We start from the raw sequence: 19,765 nt of genomic DNA, 5'->3' as shown, positions 1-19,765 counted from the left end.
TCATGAACGGCCCGACGCAAGGTTCCCCGGCATCTTTCGATGCCGGAGCTTATCGATCGCGCACGCCCGGCGTCGCGTCCCTGCTGCATCTCAATGCTGGCAGCGCAGCGCTGCCAGCCGCCGATGTCGTCGCCACAGTCAGGGCGCATCTCGATCTCGAGGCGAAAATCGGACTGCAGGCCGCGTTAACCAAGGCGCAGGAGGGATTGGCGACAACCCGCCAGTGCGCCGCGACATTGCTCGACTGCCGTCCCGACCAGATCGCGTTCGGCAGCACCTGCGCCCAGCTCTGGTCACTGCTGTTTAGCTCCCAACGTTTTGCGAAGGGCGGACGCATCCTGGTCTCGCGCGGCGAATGGGGCGGTAATCTGCTGGCCATCCAGGTGATGGGCCGGGAGCTTGGTTTCGACATCGAGACGATCCCGACCGACGCCACCGGAAAGATCAATCTTGAGCGGTTGACCACGCGGCTCGCCCCTGACGTTCGCCTGCTCGCGGTGACAGCCGTGTCGAGCGTTTACGGCCTGCGCCAGCCGGTGGCCGAGATCGGCGCGCTGGAACGGCCGCCGGGCTGCCTCTATTTCATCGACGCCGCTCAGGCCCTGGGGCGCTTTCCCCTGTCGCTTCGCGACACACGCGCCGATGTGATAACGGCACCGGCGCGCAAATGGCTGCGCGGGCCGCGCGGCCAGGCCGTGGCGGCGCTCTCCAGCGCAGCCCTTCTGCGCCTGACCAGCCCGCCACTGATGGATCTCGGCGGTTTCGTCTGGTCGGATGCGGGAGAGCCCACGCCGCGCGGCGATGCCGGGCGCTTTGAGGGCCATGAATTCAGCGTCGCCGGCCGGCTCGGCTTTGGCGCGGCGCTGGGTGAACTGCTCGATGCCGGCCAGGGCGCCGTCACCGCCACCATCAATGAACGGCTGCGGCAACTTCGTAGTGACCTCGCCACATGCGAAGGCGTCACGGTCCATGAGCCCGCCAACGGCGATGCTGCTTTCCTGACATTCACGTGCAATGGGGTGCCGTCGTCCGAGGTGGTGTTCGCCCTCGCCGAGGACGGCATTGCCATCGCCAGCCAGGAACGCATCTACGCCCCGCAAGAGCTCGATGCCCGCGGCCTGCAGAACGTGCTGCGTGTCTCACCCCATGCGTACACACACACCGATGAAATCGCGCGGTTCATCGAGGTGCTTGGACGGGTCCTGTCGGACCGGTGCAGGGACGATCGCAAGGACGGCTGAACCGCGCCCGTCCTTCATTTCGGAATAAGGCCGGCCACGATCCTGTCCTCGGCGTTTGCGCTCGCGGCCAGTCCTTCCACCACACCTGTCCGGTCCTGCGCATTGCGATTCTGGCTCATCTTGCGCTTGCCCTCCAGCCGCGCGATCGGCAGTCGCAGGCCGACGATGCCGCGCAATTGCGCCTTGATGAAATCCTCCGGCGCATCGTTCACCGCCCAGGGCTCGGCCCCGATTGCCGCACGCGGTCCCTCATGAAGGTTGGTCAGCCGCGTCACCACCGCGAGCAGCCGCTGCGGATCCTCGAAGAATTCGACCGGACCATAGGCATGCACGGCGATGTAGTTCCAGGTCGGCACCACCTTTCCGGTCTCCCGCTTGGTCGCGTACCAGGACGGCGTCACATAGGCGTCCGGCCCCATGAAGATGGCCAGCGCCTCGCCGGCCGGCGGTTCGTTCCACTGTGGGTTGGCGCGCGCCACATGGCCGTACAATACGCCCTGCGCTCCCTCGGTCTCGTCCAGAAACAGCGGCAGCGGCGTTGAAATCAAGCCTTGCGCGGTGGCGGTGACCAGATTGGCCAGCCGCGCCTCACGGATGGTGGCGTGGACAGACGACAGATCACTGTCGATAAAAGCTGGCGGAATGTACACGGCGATCGTCCTTTGCATCGTCCTCGGATTGAGAGGCAAAATGTGCACCGAACCCGGACCGCCATAAACATCCAATTTCACACAAGAACAGGGGGCCAAAGTGCTCAGTGTGGGATCGGATTGAAGACCAGGGACTGATGTGCCGAAACGCCGGCCATGGCCCCGTCGGCGACGGCAAGGGACACCGATGCCATCATCCGTGCGACGTCACCACAGGCGTAGACGCCGGCCACCGATGTTGCCTTCATTGGATCCGTTGTGATGATCGGCCCGAACATCCCGTCCTCGAGACCGCAGCCGAGCTGCGCGGCGAGCGGACTCGCTATACGGGTGCGCGGCAGCACGAACAATCCGCTGAGTGCAATGGAACGGCCATCAACCAGCATGACCGTCGCGGCCTCGCCACCGATCTCAGCAACAAGCGTGGGCTCGATCACAACGCCTCGCCGCGCAAGCGCGGTCCGCTCATCGGCGCTGGGCTCATACGCACCGTTGGTAAACAGAGTAACGCTCCCCCATTCGGGAAGCAGCATGGCGTGATGGAATGAGCGGGCATCCGCCGCCAGCACGCCAATCCGCCCCTGATTCAATTCATAACCGTCGCAATAAGGACAGACGAACACGCTGCGGCCCCAGCGCTCGCGCAATCCCGCCACCTCGGGCAGGTCGTCAACGACGCCTGTTGCCAGAATCAGGCGCCTCGCCTGGTGCGTGGTGCCCGACGCCGTCACGCTAAATGCATCCATCGATCCGTCCGCATGCTCCGCCGTGGCGTCGATCCAGCTCACGGTCGGATAGGCCATGAGCTGCGCCCGCGCCTCGTTGGCGATGACCTCCGGCGGCTTGCCGTCCTGACCGAGGAAGCCGTGCGATGCCCGGGTGAAACGATTGCGGCGCTGGCCGGCGTCGATCACCAGCACCTGGCGTCGTGCGCGTGCCAGTTGGAGCCCCGCTGCCATGCCCGCATAACTGCCGCCGACAATGATTGCATCAACCTGCATGTCCGTGTCCTTTGTGGCTGCGCCGGTGCGCGGCGTAGCGCTTCCTGAAATCATCGGCGAGATCAGCCAGCGACACATCGCCGAGGCGTTCGATCAGCAAGGCCTCCGCATCGCGGAAGGCATCGCCGAGCGCGGCGTTCACCGCCTGCTCGACGAGGCATCCTGGACTTTCGGTGCGGTGCCCGATGGCGAGCAGAACGGGTTCGCCCAGCGCCTGGTAGACGTCACGCAGCGACACTGTCTTGAGATCCCGCGCGATGGTCCAGCCGCCGCCATGGCCCTTCTCAGAACGGACGAATCCGGCCTCGCGCAATCCGGCCATCGTGCGCCGCACGACCACGGCGTTGGTGCCCATGCAGGCCGCTAGTTCCTCCGAGGTCATCGGCACGTCCCGCTCCGCCATGTGCAGCAGCACATGGAGAACGCCAGAAAGTCTGCTGTCTCGTCTCATGTAACTTGATATGATACGTGAAACGGCAGACGTCAAGAGGGCGCGAAGTTTTTCGCAGCGACCTAAAGCGAGATGGTTCGATCAACGTTATCCGTCATCCTGAGGCGGCCGCGCGTAGTGCGGCCCTCGAAGGGCGACGGCCACGGCCGAGCATCCTTCGAGGCTCGCTTTCGCTCGCACCTCAGGATGACGGAGTTAATTCAACATCAATAGAGCGCCGACGCACTTCAGTCCCGAACTCAGAATTTGATGGCGAGCGTGCCCCGCACATTCTGATCGCGCGCATTGTCGCCGAACTGGCCGCCATAAGTAACGCCGACCGTGGCGGCGCGGGTCACAGCGAAATCGAGTCCCGCCTCGACCACCGCGGCGTCCTTCGCCAGCGGCACGCCTGCGACCGAGAAAGCGCTGCTGCCGGCGAAGGCAAATGTGCTCAGCGGCGTGACATCCCCGAACGCATGGCGCCAGCCCAGCGTGCCGCGCGCGGTGGTAGCTACGGGGCCCAGCATGAAGCTCGTGGCACCGCGCAGGCCGAGCGTGGTGAAGGTGGTGTCGGTCGTGGTGCCGATGCTGGTCAGGGCGGCCAGCCCGCCGCTTTCCGCAAAGCCGTCGGTGTGCATATGGACGTGGGCGAGATTGACGAACGGCTCCAGCGCCACGCGATACCAGTCCAGCCGATAGCCGAATTCGCCGAACGCCTGCGTCGTGTTGGCGTTGTAGTCGGCGCGCAAGCGATCGGAGAAGCCCGGCGCATTGACCGAGCGCACAGTCGAGATGTCATGCCAGGTGTAGACGGCGCCGGCACGGAAGCCGAGCGGGCCCCACTGGGTGCCGCCATAGACGCCGACATGATAGTTGTCGCTCTGGCCGGAGGATGCCACGTCCGACACGCTGAAATTGCTGCGGCTGTAGCCGGCCATCAGACCGAGCCGCCACGTCTCGGCAACAACTCCGTCGATGCCGGTGACGATGCCGCCGGTGGAGCGGTTCACTGCAGCGGCGTTGCCGTCGCCGCCAGTGTGGCCCCAGGAGCCGAACCCCTGCCCCCAAATCGCAAGCGTGGATTCCGGCTCCGGCGCGCGCATCGGCCGCGCCTTGGTTGGCATCGCATAAGCCATGGCATCGAGCGCAGGCGAGACCGGCGCATCCGCTGCAAACGACATCACAGGCATCGCCCCTTGCATGGACGGCGCACCAACGGCGTCGAAGCTCTGACGAATGCGATCGATCGCGGAGTCGCTGACGAAATGGCTGTTCTCGATCAGCGCGGTCTGCCCCGAGGCATGCACCGCGCCCGACAGAGCATCGAACGACACCCGGGCCTGGCTATCGGTCGCGGAATTGACCACGGCCTTGTACACCGCATTGCTGGTGTCGGTGGTCTCCAGTGCATCGAGACTGGTGCTGATGGCGACCTGGTTGCGCGTCAGTGCGGCGGCCCTGAAGGTGCGCGCCTGGGTGACGTCGAGATAGGCGTTGTGGGCGTCATATGTGTCGACCAGACCGATGAAGGCGCCGCTGCCGGTGATGTTTCCATAGGTTCCGATCAGGGCCCCGGTCGCGGTCAGCACTGTGTAGCGCGTGCCCACGGTGAAACCGCCCTGGTTGGCAACATTGAGCGTCGTGCCGCCGATGCTCGCAACACCATCCACCAGGATGCGGTCCGATTGGCCGGCCTTGTTGAGGTCGATGGCCTGGACGGAGCCGGCGGTGGAAATGAGATTGCCGCTGAAACGAACGGTGTCCCCGGCGCCACCATCCTGCAAGGTGAGCAAGCCGCTGTTGCTGAAATTGGCAAGGCCATTGAACCGCGTCGTTTCCGCCTGGGCGCCAGAGACGGCGGCTGCGATCGTGCCGGTGTTGATCAGGGTGTTGCCGCCGGTGCCGAAGGCGTTGAGGCCGCCGGCCGTGGTCCAGACGCCGCTGTTCAGCACAAGATTGCCGGCGCCGCCCAGTTGCACCGTTCCGGTCAGACGCGCTTCGTTGAACAGGGTGACTGATCCGCCGCTGGTGACGATGGCGGCCGCCGAGGGATCGCGCGACGCATTGCGCACCTCTGCATTCGCGCCGGTGATCCGGATCAAGGCGATCTGGGTCGATACGACATCGATGCCTGCGACACCACCTTCGACGATGCCGCGCGCCGTGATGCTGGTGGATTCGCGGCCGCGGTTCTCGGCATAGATGCCATAGCTGCCGCCGCTGACATCAGCCGCATCCACCCGCAGGCTGGTCGCCGAAGCGGAATTGCGCGCGAAGATGCCGACCGCGTCGGGAACCGCGATGCCGGCAGCGATGACCGCACCGCTGGCCGTCACACTGGTCGCCCCGATGCCGGCATTGTCGGCGTAGATGCCGTAGGCATCGCTGCTGACATCAGTGGCACTCACCGTCAGGCTGGTCGCCGAACTCGCGTTGCTGACGTGAATGCCTTCTCCGTTGGTGCCGCTGCTCACCCGGCCGGTGGCGGTGACGCTGGTTGCACCCGTGCCGCTGTTGCTCGCAGAAATGCCAAGACCGTTTCGGTTAGCGGTCACCATTGCTGCATTCACCGTCAGATCGGTGGCTCTCGCCCCGTTGAAGGCCAGAATACCGCTCGACAGCGCGAATACCCCGCCTGTGACGGTGACGCGGGTTGCGCCGGTGCCGGCGTTCGCCGCGATGATGCCCTCATCGCGGCCACCCGCGACCGTCGCATTGATCGTCAGATCCGTTGCCGACGCCGCATTGCGGGCATCGATCCCGATAATCCCGGTGACGGCGCCAGTCGCGGTGATGCTGGTCGCACCGGTCCCCGCGTTGTAGGTTTGAATGCCCCAGATGTCGCCCTGCACCGCCGCCGTTTTCAGGGTCAGGCTGGTCGCTGTAGCCTCGTTCTGGGCGAAGATGCCGGTGCCAACACCGGCATCGCCGGATCCGATCACCGCACCGGTTGTCGTGATGCTGGTTGCGCCAGTACCGGAATTATGGACGTAAAGGCCGTAACCATCACCGCTCACCGCCGCTGCATGGACCGTCAGGCTTGTCGCCGTCGCGCCGTTCTGCGCGAAGATTCCGCTTCCGCTGCCGACCTGGCTGTTGCCTGAAACGGAGCCCGTCACCGTCACGCTGGTCGCTCCAGTCCCGGCGTTCCAGGCATAGATGCCCGCCGCGGCGCCGGTTACCGCGGCGGCCTTCACCGTCAGATCGGTGCCGTTTGATGCCGCGACGTCGGTGATACTCCCGGAGTCATTGAAGGTCACTTGCCCGTTGACGGCAACAATGCCGTAGATCAGGGGCGCCACGACGTCGCCCGTGGCGGTGACACTGGTCGCGCCCCGGCCGCGGTTCTCGGTATAGATGCCGTAACTGGTGCTGCTCACAGCGGCAGCGTTGATGGTCAGGTCGGTTGCGGACGCTGCATTGCGCGCGAAAATACCGGCCGCGCCCGGGCCGGAAACGCCGGCCACGGTCACAGCACCCGTCGCTGTGATGCTGGTCGCTCCGGTGCCGGCATTGTCGGCGAAGATGCCATAGGTGTCGCCGCTGACATCAGCCGCCTTCACCGTCAGACTGGTGGCCGACGTCCCGTTGGCGGCGTGGATGCCCTCTCCGCTGTTACCACCTGCCACAAGCCCAGTGGCCGTCACGCTGGTGGCACCGGTCCCGTTGTTGATCGCGGAAATCCCCATGCCGAAACGTCCGGCCTGCCCACCGGTGACGGCGGCCGCATTCACCGTGAGATCGGTTGCGGTCGAGCCATTGCGGACAACGATGCCCGAGGTCCGCCCCGCCACATCGCCGGTCGCCGTAATGGCGGTCACGCCGGTGCCGCCATTCTCGGCATAAATGCCGGTGGTGCCGCCGCTCACATCGACGGCATTCACCGTCAGGTCTGTCGCTGAAGCTGAATTGCGTGCGAAGATTCCGGTAGCACCGGGATTCGCGACGCCGGCGGCCGTCACTGCTCCGGTCGCCGTCACCCGCGTCGCGCCGTGGCCGGCATTGTCGGCGTAGATGCCGTAATCGTCGCCGTTCACAGCCGCGGTGCTGATCGTGAGATCGGTCGCCGAACCGCCGTTGGCGGCTTGGATGCCCGTTCCAGCCGTGCCGACTTCGACCAGACCGGTGGTGGTCACGCTGGTTGCTCCGGTACCGTTGTTGAAAACCGAGATGCCGATTCCGTTGCGCCCTCCGGTCACGGCCCCGGTACGGACCGTCAGATCGGTCGCGGTCACGCCGTTCGAAACAATCATGCCGTTCGTTGTCGCAAACACATCGCCCGTGGTGATGCTGGTTTTGCCGGAGCCGGAATTCTGGGCATCGATGGCAAAATCGCTCCCGACCACGATCGCCGCTGTGATGGTCAGATCCGTTGCCGAGGCAGCATTATGCGCGTAGATGCCGCTGGCGCTGCCACTCACCGTGCCGGTGGCCGTGATGCTGGTCGCGCCGGTGCCGGCATTGTCGACCCAGATTCCGTAGAGATCCCCCCGCGCCGACGCTGCGTTCACGGTCAGATTCGTGGCGGTGGCATCGTTCTGCACGAAGATCGCGCCGATACCAAAGCCGACGTTGCCGAACGCGGTTACTGCACCCGACGCCGTGATGCTGGTGGCTCCGCTGCCGGAGTTCCGTGCATAGATGCCATAGCCGTCGGCGCCCGTGATGGTTCCACCGGTGTTGATGGTCAGGGAGCCCGGCGTGACACCGGAGTTCCCCGTTGTTGTCACCGAAAGCGCTGTTGAGGTGGACTGCAGTGCCGATGCATTGGCGTCGTTATAAGAGATGGCGCCTGCACCCGAAATCGTCAGCGCGTCGCCGCTGCTTGCAGTGGTGTCGATGCTGAACCCCGGCGTGGTCGTGACATCAGCGTTATCGACTGTGACCGTCTGCGGTGTTGTGTTGGTTCCGGAACACACCGCAGTGGAACCGCTGCTGACAACACAGGCAGCAAAAGCCTGTTGTGGAAGCAATGCCGCGAATCCGAGCAGAGACAATCCGCCTGCGAGAGCGGTGGACGTGAGATAAGTTTTGTTCCGCTCCACACGTGTTCGCGAAACCGCGCCGAAGTGGAACCGCGACGTCATCACGCTGGTATCGCGCATAACTGGAACCCTCACTCATGTCTCATCCGGCAACATCGACTACAGCAGATGTCGCCTACGGACACATGCAGCAATAATTGCGGGAGGGCATGACGTGGGTGTGTCGCTGATTCCGTGCTTTTCGCTTGCACTGTTGCCGCGACGCAATCTTCAGATCTGGCTCAACATTGAATCAGATTGATCGATTGCGTAATCGTAAGCGCAGGAGAATTGGCTCTTGCCAAAGCTAACTCTTGCTGACTCCGCTCAGCTTGTAGATCTCCAGCGCTTCGGCGTCATCGCCACGCGTCGCCTGCAACATCCGGAACAGTTGCGCAGCAAGACCGGCCATCGGCACCGGCGTGCCGTTCGATTGCGCGACATCGAGCACGGTGTCGAGATCCTTCAGCATGATGGCCGAGCCGCCGAGCGGCGGCGAATGGATCGCGTCGACCATGCGCGGCACGAACAATTGCAGCGGAATCGAATCCGCGAAACCGCCCTTCAGCGCTTCGGGCAGCCGCCTGGCATCGATGCCGGCATTCACCGCCAGACGCGTGGCTTCCGCCAGCACCGCCATGGTGCAGCCGACGATCACCTGATTGCACAGCTTGGTGGTTTGCCCGGCGCCGGTCGGCCCCATGTGGGTGAAGCCGCGCGCCATCGCCAGTACATAAGGCGTGACGCGGGCGATGTCGGCGGCATCGCCGCCGGCCATCACCGCGAGCGTTCCCTCGGCCGCGCCCTTGGTGCCGCCGGACACCGGCGCATCGATCCAGTGCATGCCGCTTTTGGCACGCAGGCGTTCGGCGATGGAGCGCGTCGCGTCGGGATGGATCGAGGAGAAATCCACCACCACTTTGCCCTCGCCCGCGACCGACGCTAACCCATCGGCGCCGAACACCACCGCTTCGACGGCTTTTGCGTCGGTCAGGCACATGAAGATGATGCTGGCGCTGGCGGCGACCTCAGCCGGGCTGTTCAACGCTTGGGCGCCAGATTGCACCACCTCGGCAAGCTTCGCCTGCGAGCGGTTCCACGCCGACACTCTGTGGCCGGCTGCGAGCAGTCGCCGCGTCATCGGCAGTCCCATCAAACCGAGGCCGATGTAACCGAGTGTTTCCATGGGGTGTTCCTTCCAGTGAGTTTGTCGTCGTCTCAGCGAGCGCTATCACGCACACCAAAATCTCAGCTCGGCTCCTCATGGTGAGGAGGCGCGAACCGCCGTCTCGAACCACGAGGCCGATGTGCTCACCGCGCGGGCCTCATCCTTCGAGACGCCCGCTACGCGGGCTCCTCAGGATGAGGAGTTGGGCCTCAATCGAACCAGGGCCATTGCGCGGCACCGTCATGGGTCACCGCGCCGCCCGGGGCCTGCCCAACGAGCTTGGCATACTTCGCGAGCGCGCCGGCGCGATGGCGTGGCGGCGGCGCGGTCCAGGCTTTGCGTCGGCGTGCGAGCTCGTCGTCGTCGACCAAGAGATCCATGCGGCGCGACGCGGCATCGATCCGGATCGGGTCACCGGTTTTGACCAGCCCAAGCGGTCCGCCGACAACAGCCTCCGGCGAGACATAGCCGATGCACAGGCCGCGGGTCGCGCCGGAGAAGCGGCCGTCGGTGACCAGCGCCACCTTCTCGCCCATGCCCTGGCCGTAAATCAATGCGGTGACGCCGAGCATCTCGCGCATGCCGGGGCCGCCGACCGGCCCCTCGTTGCGGATGATCAGCACGTCGCCGGCCTCGTAGGCGCGCGCGCGCACGGCGGCGACGCAGCCCTCTTCATCCTCGAACACCCGCGCTTTGCCTTCGAACACCAGGTTCTTCAGCCCCGCGACCTTGATCACCGCGCCGTCGGGACAGAGATTGCCTTTCAGGATCGCGACACCGCCGTCGCGCATGATCGGCGCGTCGGTCCTGAAAATCACCTCGCCATCCGGCTTGTTGGCTTCGCCGTATTCGGCGGTGAGCGACCACCCGGTCACCGTCATGCAGGATCCGTCGATGTGGCCGCTTTCGATCAGCGCGCGGATCACCACCGCGGTGCCGCCGATGTCATAGACATCCTTGGCGGTGTATTTGCCGCCGGGGCGCAGGTTGCCGATCAGCGGCGTGCGCGCGAACACCTCGCCGACATCGTCGATGCTGAATTTGATACCGGCCTCGTTGGCGAGCGCCGGCAGATGCAGCGCGGCGTTGGTCGAGCCGCCGGTGGCAGCCACGATCGCAGCACCGTTCTCCAGCGCCTTGCGGGTGACGATCTCGCGCGGCAGCGGGCCGCCACGCTCCAGCATCTCCATCACCAGCCGCCCGGCCCGGCGCGATTGCTGTGCGCGTTCACTGTAGACGCCCGGCACCATGGAGATGTTGGGGATCGTCAGTCCCATCGCCTCCGACACCATGGCCATGGTGTTGGCGGTGAACTGCCCGGCGCAGGCGCCGATGGTCGGCAGGCACGCGCGTTCGATCCGCTCCAGCGTCGCCTCGTCCATCTCGCCGGTCATCACGGCGCCAACCGCCTCATAGGAATCCAGCGCCGTAAGATCACGTCCCGCAAACCGCCCGGGCAGCGCACTGCCGCCATAGATGAAGATCGACGGCAGATTGCAGCGGATCATGCCCATCATCACCCCGGGCAGCGTTTTGTCGCAGCCGCCGAATCCGATCAGGGCGTCATAGGCCAGCCCATGCACCACCGCTTCGATGGAATCGGCGATCAATTCGCGCGACAGCAGCGAAAACTTCATGCCCTCGTGGTTCATGCTGATGCCGTCGGACACGGAGATGGTGGAGAATTCGCGCGGCGTGCCGCCGGCCTCCGCGATGCCTTCTTTCGCCGCCGCGACCTGGAAGTCGTGTGTCATGTTGCAGGGCGTCTGCTCGCCCTTCATGCTGACCACGCCGACCATCGGCTTCGCAATCGCAGCATCGTCAAGCCCCATGGCGCGCATGAAGGCCCGATGCGGCGCCCGGTCGAGCCCATCGGTGGTGACGCGTGACCGAAGTTTCTTCATGACGGGGCAGTCCTGGTTCAGGGGCGGTATGCTTCAAGCTTAAAGAGTATTATGGCATATCGCCCGGCGCGGCCGGATGCAAAGCGATAAATTGGCATCCGGTAAGGGGCGATACGTCTCGATACCCCAGGCCGTCACGGCCGGGCTTGTCCCGGCGCCTTGGCGCAGCCAAGTCGCTGGACAAGCGCAAGCATACGTTCCGATCTGACCTCCCGGCCGCCCTTATGCCCTCCGCCGCTCCCCATCATCCCCAGGCCACAGCTCGCCGCGGTTGCGGCGCATCTTGCGGACAATGGCGTCGAACAGCTTGGTGGCGAAGGCGGCGTCTTCCACCAGATGATCAGCAAGATCGGAGCACTTGCCGCGGATCTCGTCGGTCAGCACCACATTGGCGCCGGGGATGGCGCCGGCCGCAGTCTGAATCTCGGCGGCGCGCTGCACCGTCCACAGCAGCATGAACGTGCGTGGAATGTCCTGTTCGCAGACCGCCACGCCGTGGTTGCGCAGCACCAGCACGTTGCGGTCGCCGAGGCTCGCGAGCATGCGCTCCTTTTCCGCGGCGAACAGCGTGATGCCCTCGAAGGTGTGATAGCCGACCCGGCCGAACAGCTGCGCGCCGTAGAAATCGTCGTGACCGAAGCCGTCCTGCTTGAGCGCGATCGCCGAGATCGGCGTGGTATGGGTGTGCACGATGCAATGCGCATCGGCGCGGGCGCCGTGAATGGCGCTGTGCAGGGCGAAGCCGGCCGGATTGGCCGGATACGGCGACGGCTCGACCAACTGGCCGGCAAGATCGATCTTGAGCAGGTTGTCCGGCGTGACCTCGTCATAATAGAGGCCGAACGGATTGATCAGGTAATGATGATCCGGGCCCGGAGCGCGCACCGAGATATGATTGAAGATCATTTCGGTCCAGCCGAGATAATCCACCAGATGGTAGAACTCCGCGAGTTGGATCCGGAGCCTCCATTCCTCGTCGCTCCATCGCGGCGTGGCATTGGTGCGGATGGGCGACAGTTGCGTCATGATGGCGGCCTCTCTTAAACGTTCGATTGCACGGGCGATGGCTCGTGCCGTGACCGGAACCGCGCCAGCGCCAGCAGTTGCCGCGTGGCGGGGATCGGAATGTCGGCGCGCGCGGCAAGCTCGACCACTGCGTCGCCGATCCCGGCGAGTTCCAGCGGCTGCCCTTTTTCGAAGTCCTGCAGCATCGAGGTCTTGAACGCGCCGAGCTTGAGGCCCTGCGCCAGCAACTGCTCGATGTCGACCACCGGCTGCACGCCATAAGCGCGGCCGACCGACAGCGTTTCCTGCATGATGGTGCGGATGATGGCGCGCGTGCCCTCGTCGCTGTGCAACTGGCTGAGCGTGCCGCCGGTGACCACCGACAGCGGATTGGTGGCAAGGTTGGCCATCAGCTTGATCCAGATCGCGTCGCGGATGCGCGCGGTTGCTTCCGCCTTGATGCCGGCTCGTTCCAGATACCAGCACAGCGCAGTGACGCGCGGGCTCAACTGATGATCCGGCTCGCCGAGAATCAGCCGGTTGGCGTTGGTGGTGACGACCAGTCCCGGCTCGGTCACGTGAGCCGCAATATAGACCACGCAGCCGACAACCCGCCGCCATGGCAACGCGCGTAGCAGCGCGCCATCCGGATCGACCGCATGCACGGCTTCACCGTCGAACCGGCCGCCTTCCCCCTGGAAGTACCACCATGGCAGGCCATTGATGGTGGGGACCACGCTGGTGCGCTCGCCGATCAGCGGCGCAAGCTGCGGCAGCATGTCTTGCAGGCCATGGGCCTTGACCGAGACGAAGACGATGTCCTGCACGCCGAATTCGGCGCGCTCAGCAGCGCGCACATCCGCCCGCACCGGTGTCGCGTTCACTGCAGTGGTGTCGACCAGGCGCAGCCCGGAGCTGCGGATCGCCTCGAGAGTGGCGCCGCGCGCGATCACGCTGACATCGTGACCGGCGAGCGCCAGCCTCGCCGCCAGGGTGCCGCCGATGGCCCCCGAGCCCGCCACGCAGATCCGCGCGGGCTTGCTGCCGGCCAGTTTTGAAACGGGAGACTCATCATGGGACATCGCGACCGCCGATTCGAGAGCATTGCGTATCGCTGATGCCATGACGACGTGTCCACAAGACGACGCGATGACGACCGGTCATCGCACCCGCACAGTACAACCATTTTAAGTCTAAAATAGAAGGTCAAATTAGCGCCAAGGCGAGTGGCAGGTTGAACGATTTTTGGGCGCTGCGTTGCAACAATCGCGCAACGCCCAACCGAATCAACGACTTCACGAAGCGGACGGAAAAAATGCTTCAAATATAAAATTATCGCTTTTCATATATTCGGGGCCTGCTAGGATCGGTGCGTTGACAGACGTGAGAGCGGTCATGGTCGATATTGCCTTGAAGACAACCGGTGACGGGCGCTTCGCTTACGAGGCTGCGGGCTCCCCCCATTCACCACCTCTGGTCTTTCTCCATGGCATCGGCGGCGCCGCACGCGCCTGGCGAGCGCAACTGCAACATTTCGGCGACCGCTTTTTTGCCCTTGCCTGGGACATGCCGGGCTATGGCGGCTCGGCGCCGCTTACGGCCACAAGCATCGAGACCTTCGCCGCCGCATTGAAGGATTTCCTGGCAGCGGCAGGTGCGACCAAACCCGCTCTGGTCGGCCATTCCATCGGCGGCATGATCGTGCAGCAATTGCTCGCCAGCGATCCGCAGATCGCAAGCGCCGTGGTGCTGGCGCAAACCAGCCCCGCCTTCGGCAAGCCGGACGGCGACTGGCAGAAACAATTCATCGACGCCCGGCTCGGTCCGCTCGACCGCGGCGCCACCATGGCTGAGCTCGCGCCCTCGCTGGTGCGCGAGCTGGTCGGCGATGCCCCCGATCCGCAGGGCATGGATCTCGCCCGCGATTGCATGGCGGCAGTGCCGGAAGCCACCTACCGCGCCACCATGCTGGCGCTGATGGGCTTCGACCTGCGCAGCGCGCTAGCTAAAATTTCCGTGCCGACGCTGGTGCTGTCGGGCTCAAAGGACAACAACGCGCCGGCACCGATGATGGCCAAGATGGCGACCTACATTCCGGCTGCCGCTTATGCCGAACTTCAGGGCGTCGGCCATCTCGCCGGCCTCGAACGCCCCGGCGAATTCAACACCACGATCGATCAGTTCCTGACCACTGCTTTAAAGAGGACGTGATGAGCCAATCCGCCCCCCAGGCCACCCGCGCCGCGGACCTCGACAGCATCAAGCTCGACGCGCCGATTTTTGATCCCAAGGCGTTCCGCCTCAGCGACGCCCAGGGCGACATCATGACCCGGGCGCGCGCACTGGGACAGACCGTGTTCGCGGGACGCGCAGCTGCTTACGATCGCGACGCCAAATTCCCGACCGAGAACTACAAGGATTTGCATCGCTCCGGCCTGCTCGGCATCGCCATCCCCAAGGCACTCGGTGGCCTTGGCGCTGACTATCAGACCTATTCCGTCACCGCCGCCGAAATCGGCCGCTACTGCGGCGCCACCGCGCTGACCTGGAACATGCATGTGTGCTCGACGCTGTGGTCGGGCCCCCTCGCCGATGATCTCGAGATGGATGCGGCGACCCGCGCCGAGCACGAGCAGCGGCGCGCGGTGCACTACAAGCGCATTGTCGATGACGGCGCGATCTATTCGCAGCCGTTCTCCGAAGGTGGCGCCGCGGCCGCCGGCGGTGTCGCGTTCGGCACCGAAGCCAAGCCCGTCAAAGGCGGCTGGATTGTCAACGGCAAGAAGATCTTCGCCTCGCTGTCCGGTCATGCCGACTATTACGGCGTGCTCTGCACGGAGATCGCCGAGGGCGAGAAGGCCTCGCGCCGCAACACGCTCTATCTGGCGGTGCCGGCGAAAGCCGACGGCGTCTCGGTGGTCGGCGACTGGGATCCGCTGGGCATGCGCGGCACGGTGTCCCGCACCCTGATTTTCAAGGATGTGTTTGTCGCCGATGACGCGGCGATGCTGCCGCGCGGTGTTTACTTCCAGGCCGCGATGCGCTGGCCGCACATGTTCCTGACGCTCTCACCCACCTATATGGGGCTCGCCCAGGCGGCCTACGATTTCACCGTCAAATACCTGCGCGGCGAAGTGCCGGGCACGCCGCCGGTGAAGCGGCGGATGTATCCGACCAAGCAGATCGCGGTGGCCGAGATGCACGTCAGGCTGGAGCAGATCAAGGCGACCTGGTTCCAGGCGATCACCGAAGCGGGCCCCAACCCGAGCAAGGAGCAGGTACTGCGCGCCTACGCCGCGCAGTACGCCACCATGGAAGGCGCCAATGACATCGCGCGATTGGCGATCCGCACCTGCGGCGGCCAAGCTATGCTGAAGACATTGCCGCTGGAGCGGATCTACCGCGACAGCCGGTGCGGCTCGCTGATGCTGCCCTGGACGGCGGAGCTGTGTCTGGATCGCATCGGGCGTGAGGCGCTGTATGAGCCCGGTGAGACGGATGAGTGAACGAGTGAATACGACAAGAGTAGTGCCATGTTATCCGTCATCCTGAGGTGCGAGCGTAGCGGTGCACTTGCACCGCTCGGCGAGCCTCGAAGGATGCACGGCCCGGGCCGTCGTCCTTCGAGGGCCGCGCTGCGCGCAGCCACCTCAGGATGACGGATCACTTAGATCGAGCTTGTGGATAGCCGTCCGTGGACCTCTCAACCCTCATCGCACGCAATGCCGCCTTCACACCGGACAAACCGGCGCTGCTGTTCAATGGCGAGACGCTGACCTATGCGGCGCTGCATCAGCGGATCGAGACCACAGCCCGCGCCCTGAAATCCGAACTCGGAGTCGGGCGCGGCGATCGCGTGGCGATCCTCAGCCTCAATCATCCGGACTATCTGGTGCTGCTCTACGCCTGTGCGCGTCTGGGCGCCATCCTGGTGCCGCTGAACTGGCGGCTGGCGGTCGCAGAACAGATGTTCATCCTGTCGGACGCCGCGGTGAAAGTGGTGGTGCTGCAGCAGACGTTCGCCGCGCTGCTGCCGGAGCTCGGTGCGGAGCTGCCGGAAGCCCGCGCGATCGGCCTCGATTTCACGCCGTCGCGCGGGTTGCTGTTCAATGACCTGCTGACTCATGCGCAGGGCGACGGCCATAACCCGCATACCGATACGTCGTGCCCGCTGCTGATCGTCTACACCTCCGGCACCACCGGCCGGCCGAAGGGCGCGGTGCTGCGGCAGGAGGCGCTGCTGTGGAACGGCGTGATGAGCCAGCATATGCATGGCCTGACCTCGGACGACCATGTCCTGACCGTGCTGCCGTTCTTCCATGTCGGCGGCCTCAACATCCAAACCACGCCGGCGCTGCATCATGGCGCCACCGTGACCATTCACGAGCGTTTCACCCCGGACCAGACGCTGGCCACCATCCAGAACGAGCGCCCCACCCTCACCGTGCTGGTGCCGGCGACGCTGCAGGCGGTGCTCGATCATCCGGCGTGGAGCAGCACCGATTTTTCCTGCCTGAAGGCCATCGCCACCGGCTCGACCATCGTGCCGCCGGCGCTGATCGATCGCTTCACCGCGCGCGGCATCCCGGTGCTGCAGGTGTACGGCTCGACGGAGACCTGTCCGATATCGATCTACACCCGTATCGGCGGCGACCTTGCCCGCCGTGGGTCGACCGGCCTGCCGGGGCTTTGCTGCGAGGCCGCCATCATCGACGACAACGGCACCGAGCTGCCGCATGGCGCCACCGGCGAGATCGCCGTGCGCGGCCCCAATGTGTTCTTCGAATACTGGGGCAACGAAGCGGCGACCCGCCAGGCGCTGCACGATGGCTGGTACCGCACCGGCGATATCGGCACCCGCGACAGCGACGGCTATGTCTGGGTGCATGACCGCAAGAAGAACATGATCATTTCCGGCGGCGAGAATATCTATCCCGCCGAGATCGAGCGTGTGCTGCTCGAACATCCAGATGTGGCCGACGTCGGCGTGATCGGCGCGCCCGATCCGAAATGGCAGGAGGTTCCGGTCGCCTATGTGGTGCGCCGTGCCGGCTGCACGAGCGAGGTGGACACGCTGAAGGCGCAGCTGATGGCGAATGTGCTGGCCGAGCTCGCACGCTTCAAGGTGCCGCGCGACATCGTGTTCGTCGACGACCTGCCGCGCACGGCACTTGGAAAGGTGCAGCATTTCAAGATCAAAGAAGCCCGGGACATCAAAGGGGACGCACAGTGAAGATTGCGGTACTTGGCGGCGGCAACGGCTCTTTTGCGGCGGCGGGCGATTTCGCCCTGCAGGGACATGAGGTGCGGCTGTGGCGGCGCGACGCCGAATTGGTCGCGCGGCATCGCGCTGAGGGGTCGCGTATCGCGGTCAAGGACGCGCGCGGTCGCCATGAGGTGACGCTTGTGCTGGTGACGACCGACATTGCGGACGCGGTGCGTGATGCGGCGTTGATCCTCTGCCCGGCGCCGGCCTTCGCCCAGCACGACATCGCGGCGGCGCTGGCCCCGCATCTCGCCGACGGCCAGGTCGTGTTCCTGCCGCCAGCCACCTTCGGCTCCCTGATTTTCGCCAAGGCCGCGTTCGATGCCGGCAATCGCGCAAAGGTCGCCTTTGCCGAGACCGGCACCCTGCCCTGGCTCGCCCGCAAGCACGGGCCATTTGAAGTGGCCATCACCATCCGCGCCAAGCGGCTGCCGGTCGGCGTGTTTCCGCTCACGGACGCCGATCGCGCCATTGCGGTGATCTCCGAAGCATTTCCCGGCGCCATCAAACCCTGCGGCGATGCGCTGTCGGGCGCGCTGATGAACGCCGGTCCCATCATCCATCCGCCGTTGATCGTGATGAATGCCGGCCCCATCGAGCATTTCGAACGCTGGGACATCCACAAGGAAGGCACCCAGGCCGCGATCCGCCGCGTCACCGACGCGCTCGACGCCGAGCGCATGGCGATCCGCGAAAGCCTCGGTTATGGCGCGCCACATTTTCCACTCGCCAACCACTACGCCAAGGAGGGCGAGGAGTGGATGTACGGCCGCGGCTCCCATGACCGGCTGACAGACTCCGGCGACTGGCGCGAGCAGCTGGTGCTGACCGAACATCGCTACATGCGCGAGGACCTGCGCGTCGGCCTGTCCTTCTTCACCTCCGTCGCGCGGCTGGCCGGCGTGCCGACGCCGCTCGCCACGGCCTTCCTCAGCATCGGCGGCGCGATCTGCGGCGAGAACTTCCTGGAGGGCGGCCGCACGCTGCAGAGCCTCGGGCTCGGCCGCCTCGACCGCGCCGGACTATTGGAACTGCTGCAGAAGGGATTTGCCTGATGCCGGCGTCCACACGTCCCGCCATTGCCTGTCTTGGCGCCGGCCGCATGGGCCGCGGCATTACGGTGGCGTTCGCCTATGCCGGCCACGATGTTGCGATCGTCGATTTCAAGCCGCGCGACGCCGATACGTTTGCCAAGCTCTCAAGCGAAGCGCTGGGCGACGTGCGCAAGATTCTCGAAAGCCTCGGCAGGCTCAATGCGCTGACCCCGGACAATATCGACACACTGATGGCCCGCGTGCGCGTGGTGCCGGAAGCCGAGGCCGGCGCGGCGCTCTCCGGAGCCGCGGTGATCTTCGAAGGCGTGCCCGAAGTGGTGGACCTCAAGCGCGAGGCCCTGGCGAAAGCGTCGCAGCTCGCGGGACCGACGCCGATCATCGCCTCGACCACCTCCACCATCCTGGTCGATGACATCTCCCCCGCGGTGGCGCACCCCGAGCGCTTCCTCAACGCCCACTGGCTCAACCCGGCGCACCTGGTGCCGCTGGTCGAGCTGTCACCGGGCGAAAAAACCTCACCCGACGTCACCGCGAAACTGACCGCCATTTTGGAATCGATCGGCAAGGTGCCGGTGGTCTGCGCCGCGCGCCCCGGCTACATCGTGCCGCGGATCCAGGCGCTGGCCATGAACGAGGCCGCGCGGATGGTCGAGGAAGGCGTCGCCAGCGCCGCCGATATCGACAAGGCGATCAAATATGGCTTCGGCTTCCGTTTCGCGGTGCTCGGCCTGCTCGAATTCATTGACTGGGGCGGCGGCGATATTCTGTATTACGCCAGCCGCTATCTGGCCGGCGCGCTGAACAACGACCGCTATGTCGCGCCTGATATCATCGAGCGCAACATGAAGGATGGCCACATCGGCCTGCGCACCGGCCAGGGGTTCCTGGACTATGCCAGCATGGATGTGGACGCCTATCGCGAGGCGCGGCTGAACGAGCTCGCCGAACAGCTCAAGCGCATGGGACTGGCGAAGCCGCCGGTGCTGGATTGAGGCACACAACCTCGTTTGCAGCGGCG

At 65.2% G+C, this 19,765-nt stretch carries 14 protein-coding genes; 6 read left to right on the top strand and 8 right to left on the bottom strand.

Going from position 1 to position 19,765, the window contains the following annotated elements; translation table 11 throughout:
- Positions 1-2: 2 nt before the first annotated feature.
- Positions 3-1,241, top strand: a complete 1,239-nt coding sequence (locus tag RS897_RS24570; protein WP_315831317.1) for an aminotransferase class V-fold PLP-dependent enzyme — start codon at positions 3-5, stop codon at positions 1,239-1,241.
- Between the two features lie 14 nt (positions 1,242-1,255).
- On the opposite strand, the gene RS897_RS24565 is transcribed toward RS897_RS24570, so the two are convergent.
- The 8 genes from RS897_RS24565 to RS897_RS24530 form a co-directional block, all read right to left on the bottom strand.
- Positions 1,256-1,891, bottom strand: coding sequence for an FMN-binding negative transcriptional regulator (locus RS897_RS24565; protein WP_315831316.1), 636 nt, complete (start codon positions 1,889-1,891; stop codon positions 1,256-1,258).
- A 104-nt stretch (positions 1,892-1,995) separates the two neighbouring features.
- Positions 1,996-2,892, bottom strand: a complete 897-nt coding sequence (locus tag RS897_RS24560) for an NAD(P)/FAD-dependent oxidoreductase (RefSeq protein ID WP_315831315.1) — start codon at positions 2,890-2,892, stop codon at positions 1,996-1,998.
- Positions 2,882-3,343, bottom strand: a complete 462-nt coding sequence (locus tag RS897_RS24555; RefSeq protein WP_315831314.1) for an Rrf2 family transcriptional regulator — start codon at positions 3,341-3,343, stop codon at positions 2,882-2,884. The genes RS897_RS24560 and RS897_RS24555 overlap by 11 nt, the downstream gene beginning before the upstream one ends.
- A gap of 239 nt (positions 3,344-3,582) precedes the next feature.
- Positions 3,583-8,430, bottom strand: a complete 4,848-nt coding sequence (locus RS897_RS24550) for an autotransporter domain-containing protein (RefSeq protein ID WP_315831313.1) — start codon at positions 8,428-8,430, stop codon at positions 3,583-3,585.
- 226 nt (positions 8,431-8,656) lie between these two features.
- Positions 8,657-9,535 (bottom strand): NAD(P)-dependent oxidoreductase, encoded by an 879-nt coding sequence (locus tag RS897_RS24545; protein ID WP_315831312.1) that lies wholly within the window; start codon positions 9,533-9,535, stop codon positions 8,657-8,659.
- A 191-nt stretch (positions 9,536-9,726) separates the two neighbouring features.
- On the bottom strand, positions 9,727-11,421 hold the full coding sequence (gene ilvD / locus RS897_RS24540; protein WP_315831311.1) for a dihydroxy-acid dehydratase: 1,695 nt from the start codon (positions 11,419-11,421) through the stop codon (positions 9,727-9,729).
- 222 nt (positions 11,422-11,643) lie between these two features.
- On the bottom strand, positions 11,644-12,447 hold the full coding sequence (locus RS897_RS24535) for a class II aldolase/adducin family protein (RefSeq protein ID WP_315831310.1): 804 nt from the start codon (positions 12,445-12,447) through the stop codon (positions 11,644-11,646).
- Between the two features lie 14 nt (positions 12,448-12,461).
- Positions 12,462-13,550: a ketopantoate reductase family protein gene (locus RS897_RS24530; RefSeq protein ID WP_315831309.1), complete on the bottom strand. Its 1,089-nt coding sequence runs from the start codon at positions 13,548-13,550 to the stop codon at positions 12,462-12,464.
- 271 nt (positions 13,551-13,821) lie between these two features.
- On the opposite strand from RS897_RS24530, the gene RS897_RS24525 reads away from it, so the two are divergent.
- The 5 genes from RS897_RS24525 to RS897_RS24505 all read left to right on the top strand — a co-directional run bounded on the left by RS897_RS24525 (position 13,822) and on the right by RS897_RS24505 (position 19,739).
- A complete protein-coding gene (locus tag RS897_RS24525; protein ID WP_315831308.1) occupies positions 13,822-14,637 on the top strand; it encodes an alpha/beta fold hydrolase in 816 nt (271 codons plus the stop codon).
- Complete coding sequence (locus tag RS897_RS24520; protein ID WP_315831307.1) at positions 14,637-15,932, top strand: acyl-CoA dehydrogenase family protein; 1,296 nt, start codon at positions 14,637-14,639, stop codon at positions 15,930-15,932. The genes RS897_RS24525 and RS897_RS24520 overlap by 1 nt, the downstream gene beginning before the upstream one ends.
- A 188-nt stretch (positions 15,933-16,120) precedes the next feature.
- Positions 16,121-17,659: a class I adenylate-forming enzyme family protein gene (locus tag RS897_RS24515; RefSeq protein ID WP_315831306.1), complete on the top strand. Its 1,539-nt coding sequence runs from the start codon at positions 16,121-16,123 to the stop codon at positions 17,657-17,659.
- The gene (locus tag RS897_RS24510) at positions 17,656-18,747 is read left to right on the top strand and encodes an NAD/NADP-dependent octopine/nopaline dehydrogenase family protein (RefSeq protein ID WP_315831305.1); all 1,092 of its coding nucleotides are present in this window, start codon (positions 17,656-17,658) and stop codon (positions 18,745-18,747) included. The genes RS897_RS24515 and RS897_RS24510 overlap by 4 nt, the downstream gene beginning before the upstream one ends.
- Positions 18,747-19,739, top strand: a complete 993-nt coding sequence (locus RS897_RS24505; RefSeq protein ID WP_315831304.1) for a 3-hydroxybutyryl-CoA dehydrogenase — start codon at positions 18,747-18,749, stop codon at positions 19,737-19,739. Before RS897_RS24510 ends, RS897_RS24505 begins: the two co-directional genes overlap by 1 nt.
- Positions 19,740-19,765 lie beyond the last annotated feature (26 nt).

Source organism: Bradyrhizobium prioriisuperbiae, from assembly GCF_032397745.1.
Taxonomy (GTDB): Bacteria; Pseudomonadota; Alphaproteobacteria; order Rhizobiales; family Xanthobacteraceae; genus Bradyrhizobium_A; species Bradyrhizobium_A prioriisuperbiae.
This window is presented reverse-complemented; position numbering and strand designations above follow the sequence as displayed.

Coding starts and splice junctions, on each gene's coding strand:
- RS897_RS24550 (WP_315831313.1), bottom strand. CDS start 8,430: ATGCGCGATACCAGCGTGATGACGTCGCGGTTCCACTTCGGCGCGGTT.
- RS897_RS24520 (WP_315831307.1), top strand. CDS start 14,637: ATGAGCCAATCCGCCCCCCAGGCCACCCGCGCCGCGGACCTCGACAGC.
- RS897_RS24555 (WP_315831314.1), bottom strand. CDS start 3,343: ATGAGACGAGACAGCAGACTTTCTGGCGTTCTCCATGTGCTGCTGCAC.
- RS897_RS24530 (WP_315831309.1), bottom strand. CDS start 13,550: ATGGCATCAGCGATACGCAATGCTCTCGAATCGGCGGTCGCGATGTCC.
- RS897_RS24570 (WP_315831317.1), top strand. CDS start 3: ATGAACGGCCCGACGCAAGGTTCCCCGGCATCTTTCGATGCCGGAGCT.
- RS897_RS24505 (WP_315831304.1), top strand. CDS start 18,747: ATGCCGGCGTCCACACGTCCCGCCATTGCCTGTCTTGGCGCCGGCCGC.
- RS897_RS24560 (WP_315831315.1), bottom strand. CDS start 2,892: ATGCAGGTTGATGCAATCATTGTCGGCGGCAGTTATGCGGGCATGGCA.
- RS897_RS24525 (WP_315831308.1), top strand. CDS start 13,822: ATGGTCGATATTGCCTTGAAGACAACCGGTGACGGGCGCTTCGCTTAC.
- ilvD (WP_315831311.1), bottom strand. CDS start 11,421: ATGAAGAAACTTCGGTCACGCGTCACCACCGATGGGCTCGACCGGGCG.
- RS897_RS24545 (WP_315831312.1), bottom strand. CDS start 9,535: ATGGAAACACTCGGTTACATCGGCCTCGGTTTGATGGGACTGCCGATG.
- RS897_RS24535 (WP_315831310.1), bottom strand. CDS start 12,447: ATGACGCAACTGTCGCCCATCCGCACCAATGCCACGCCGCGATGGAGC.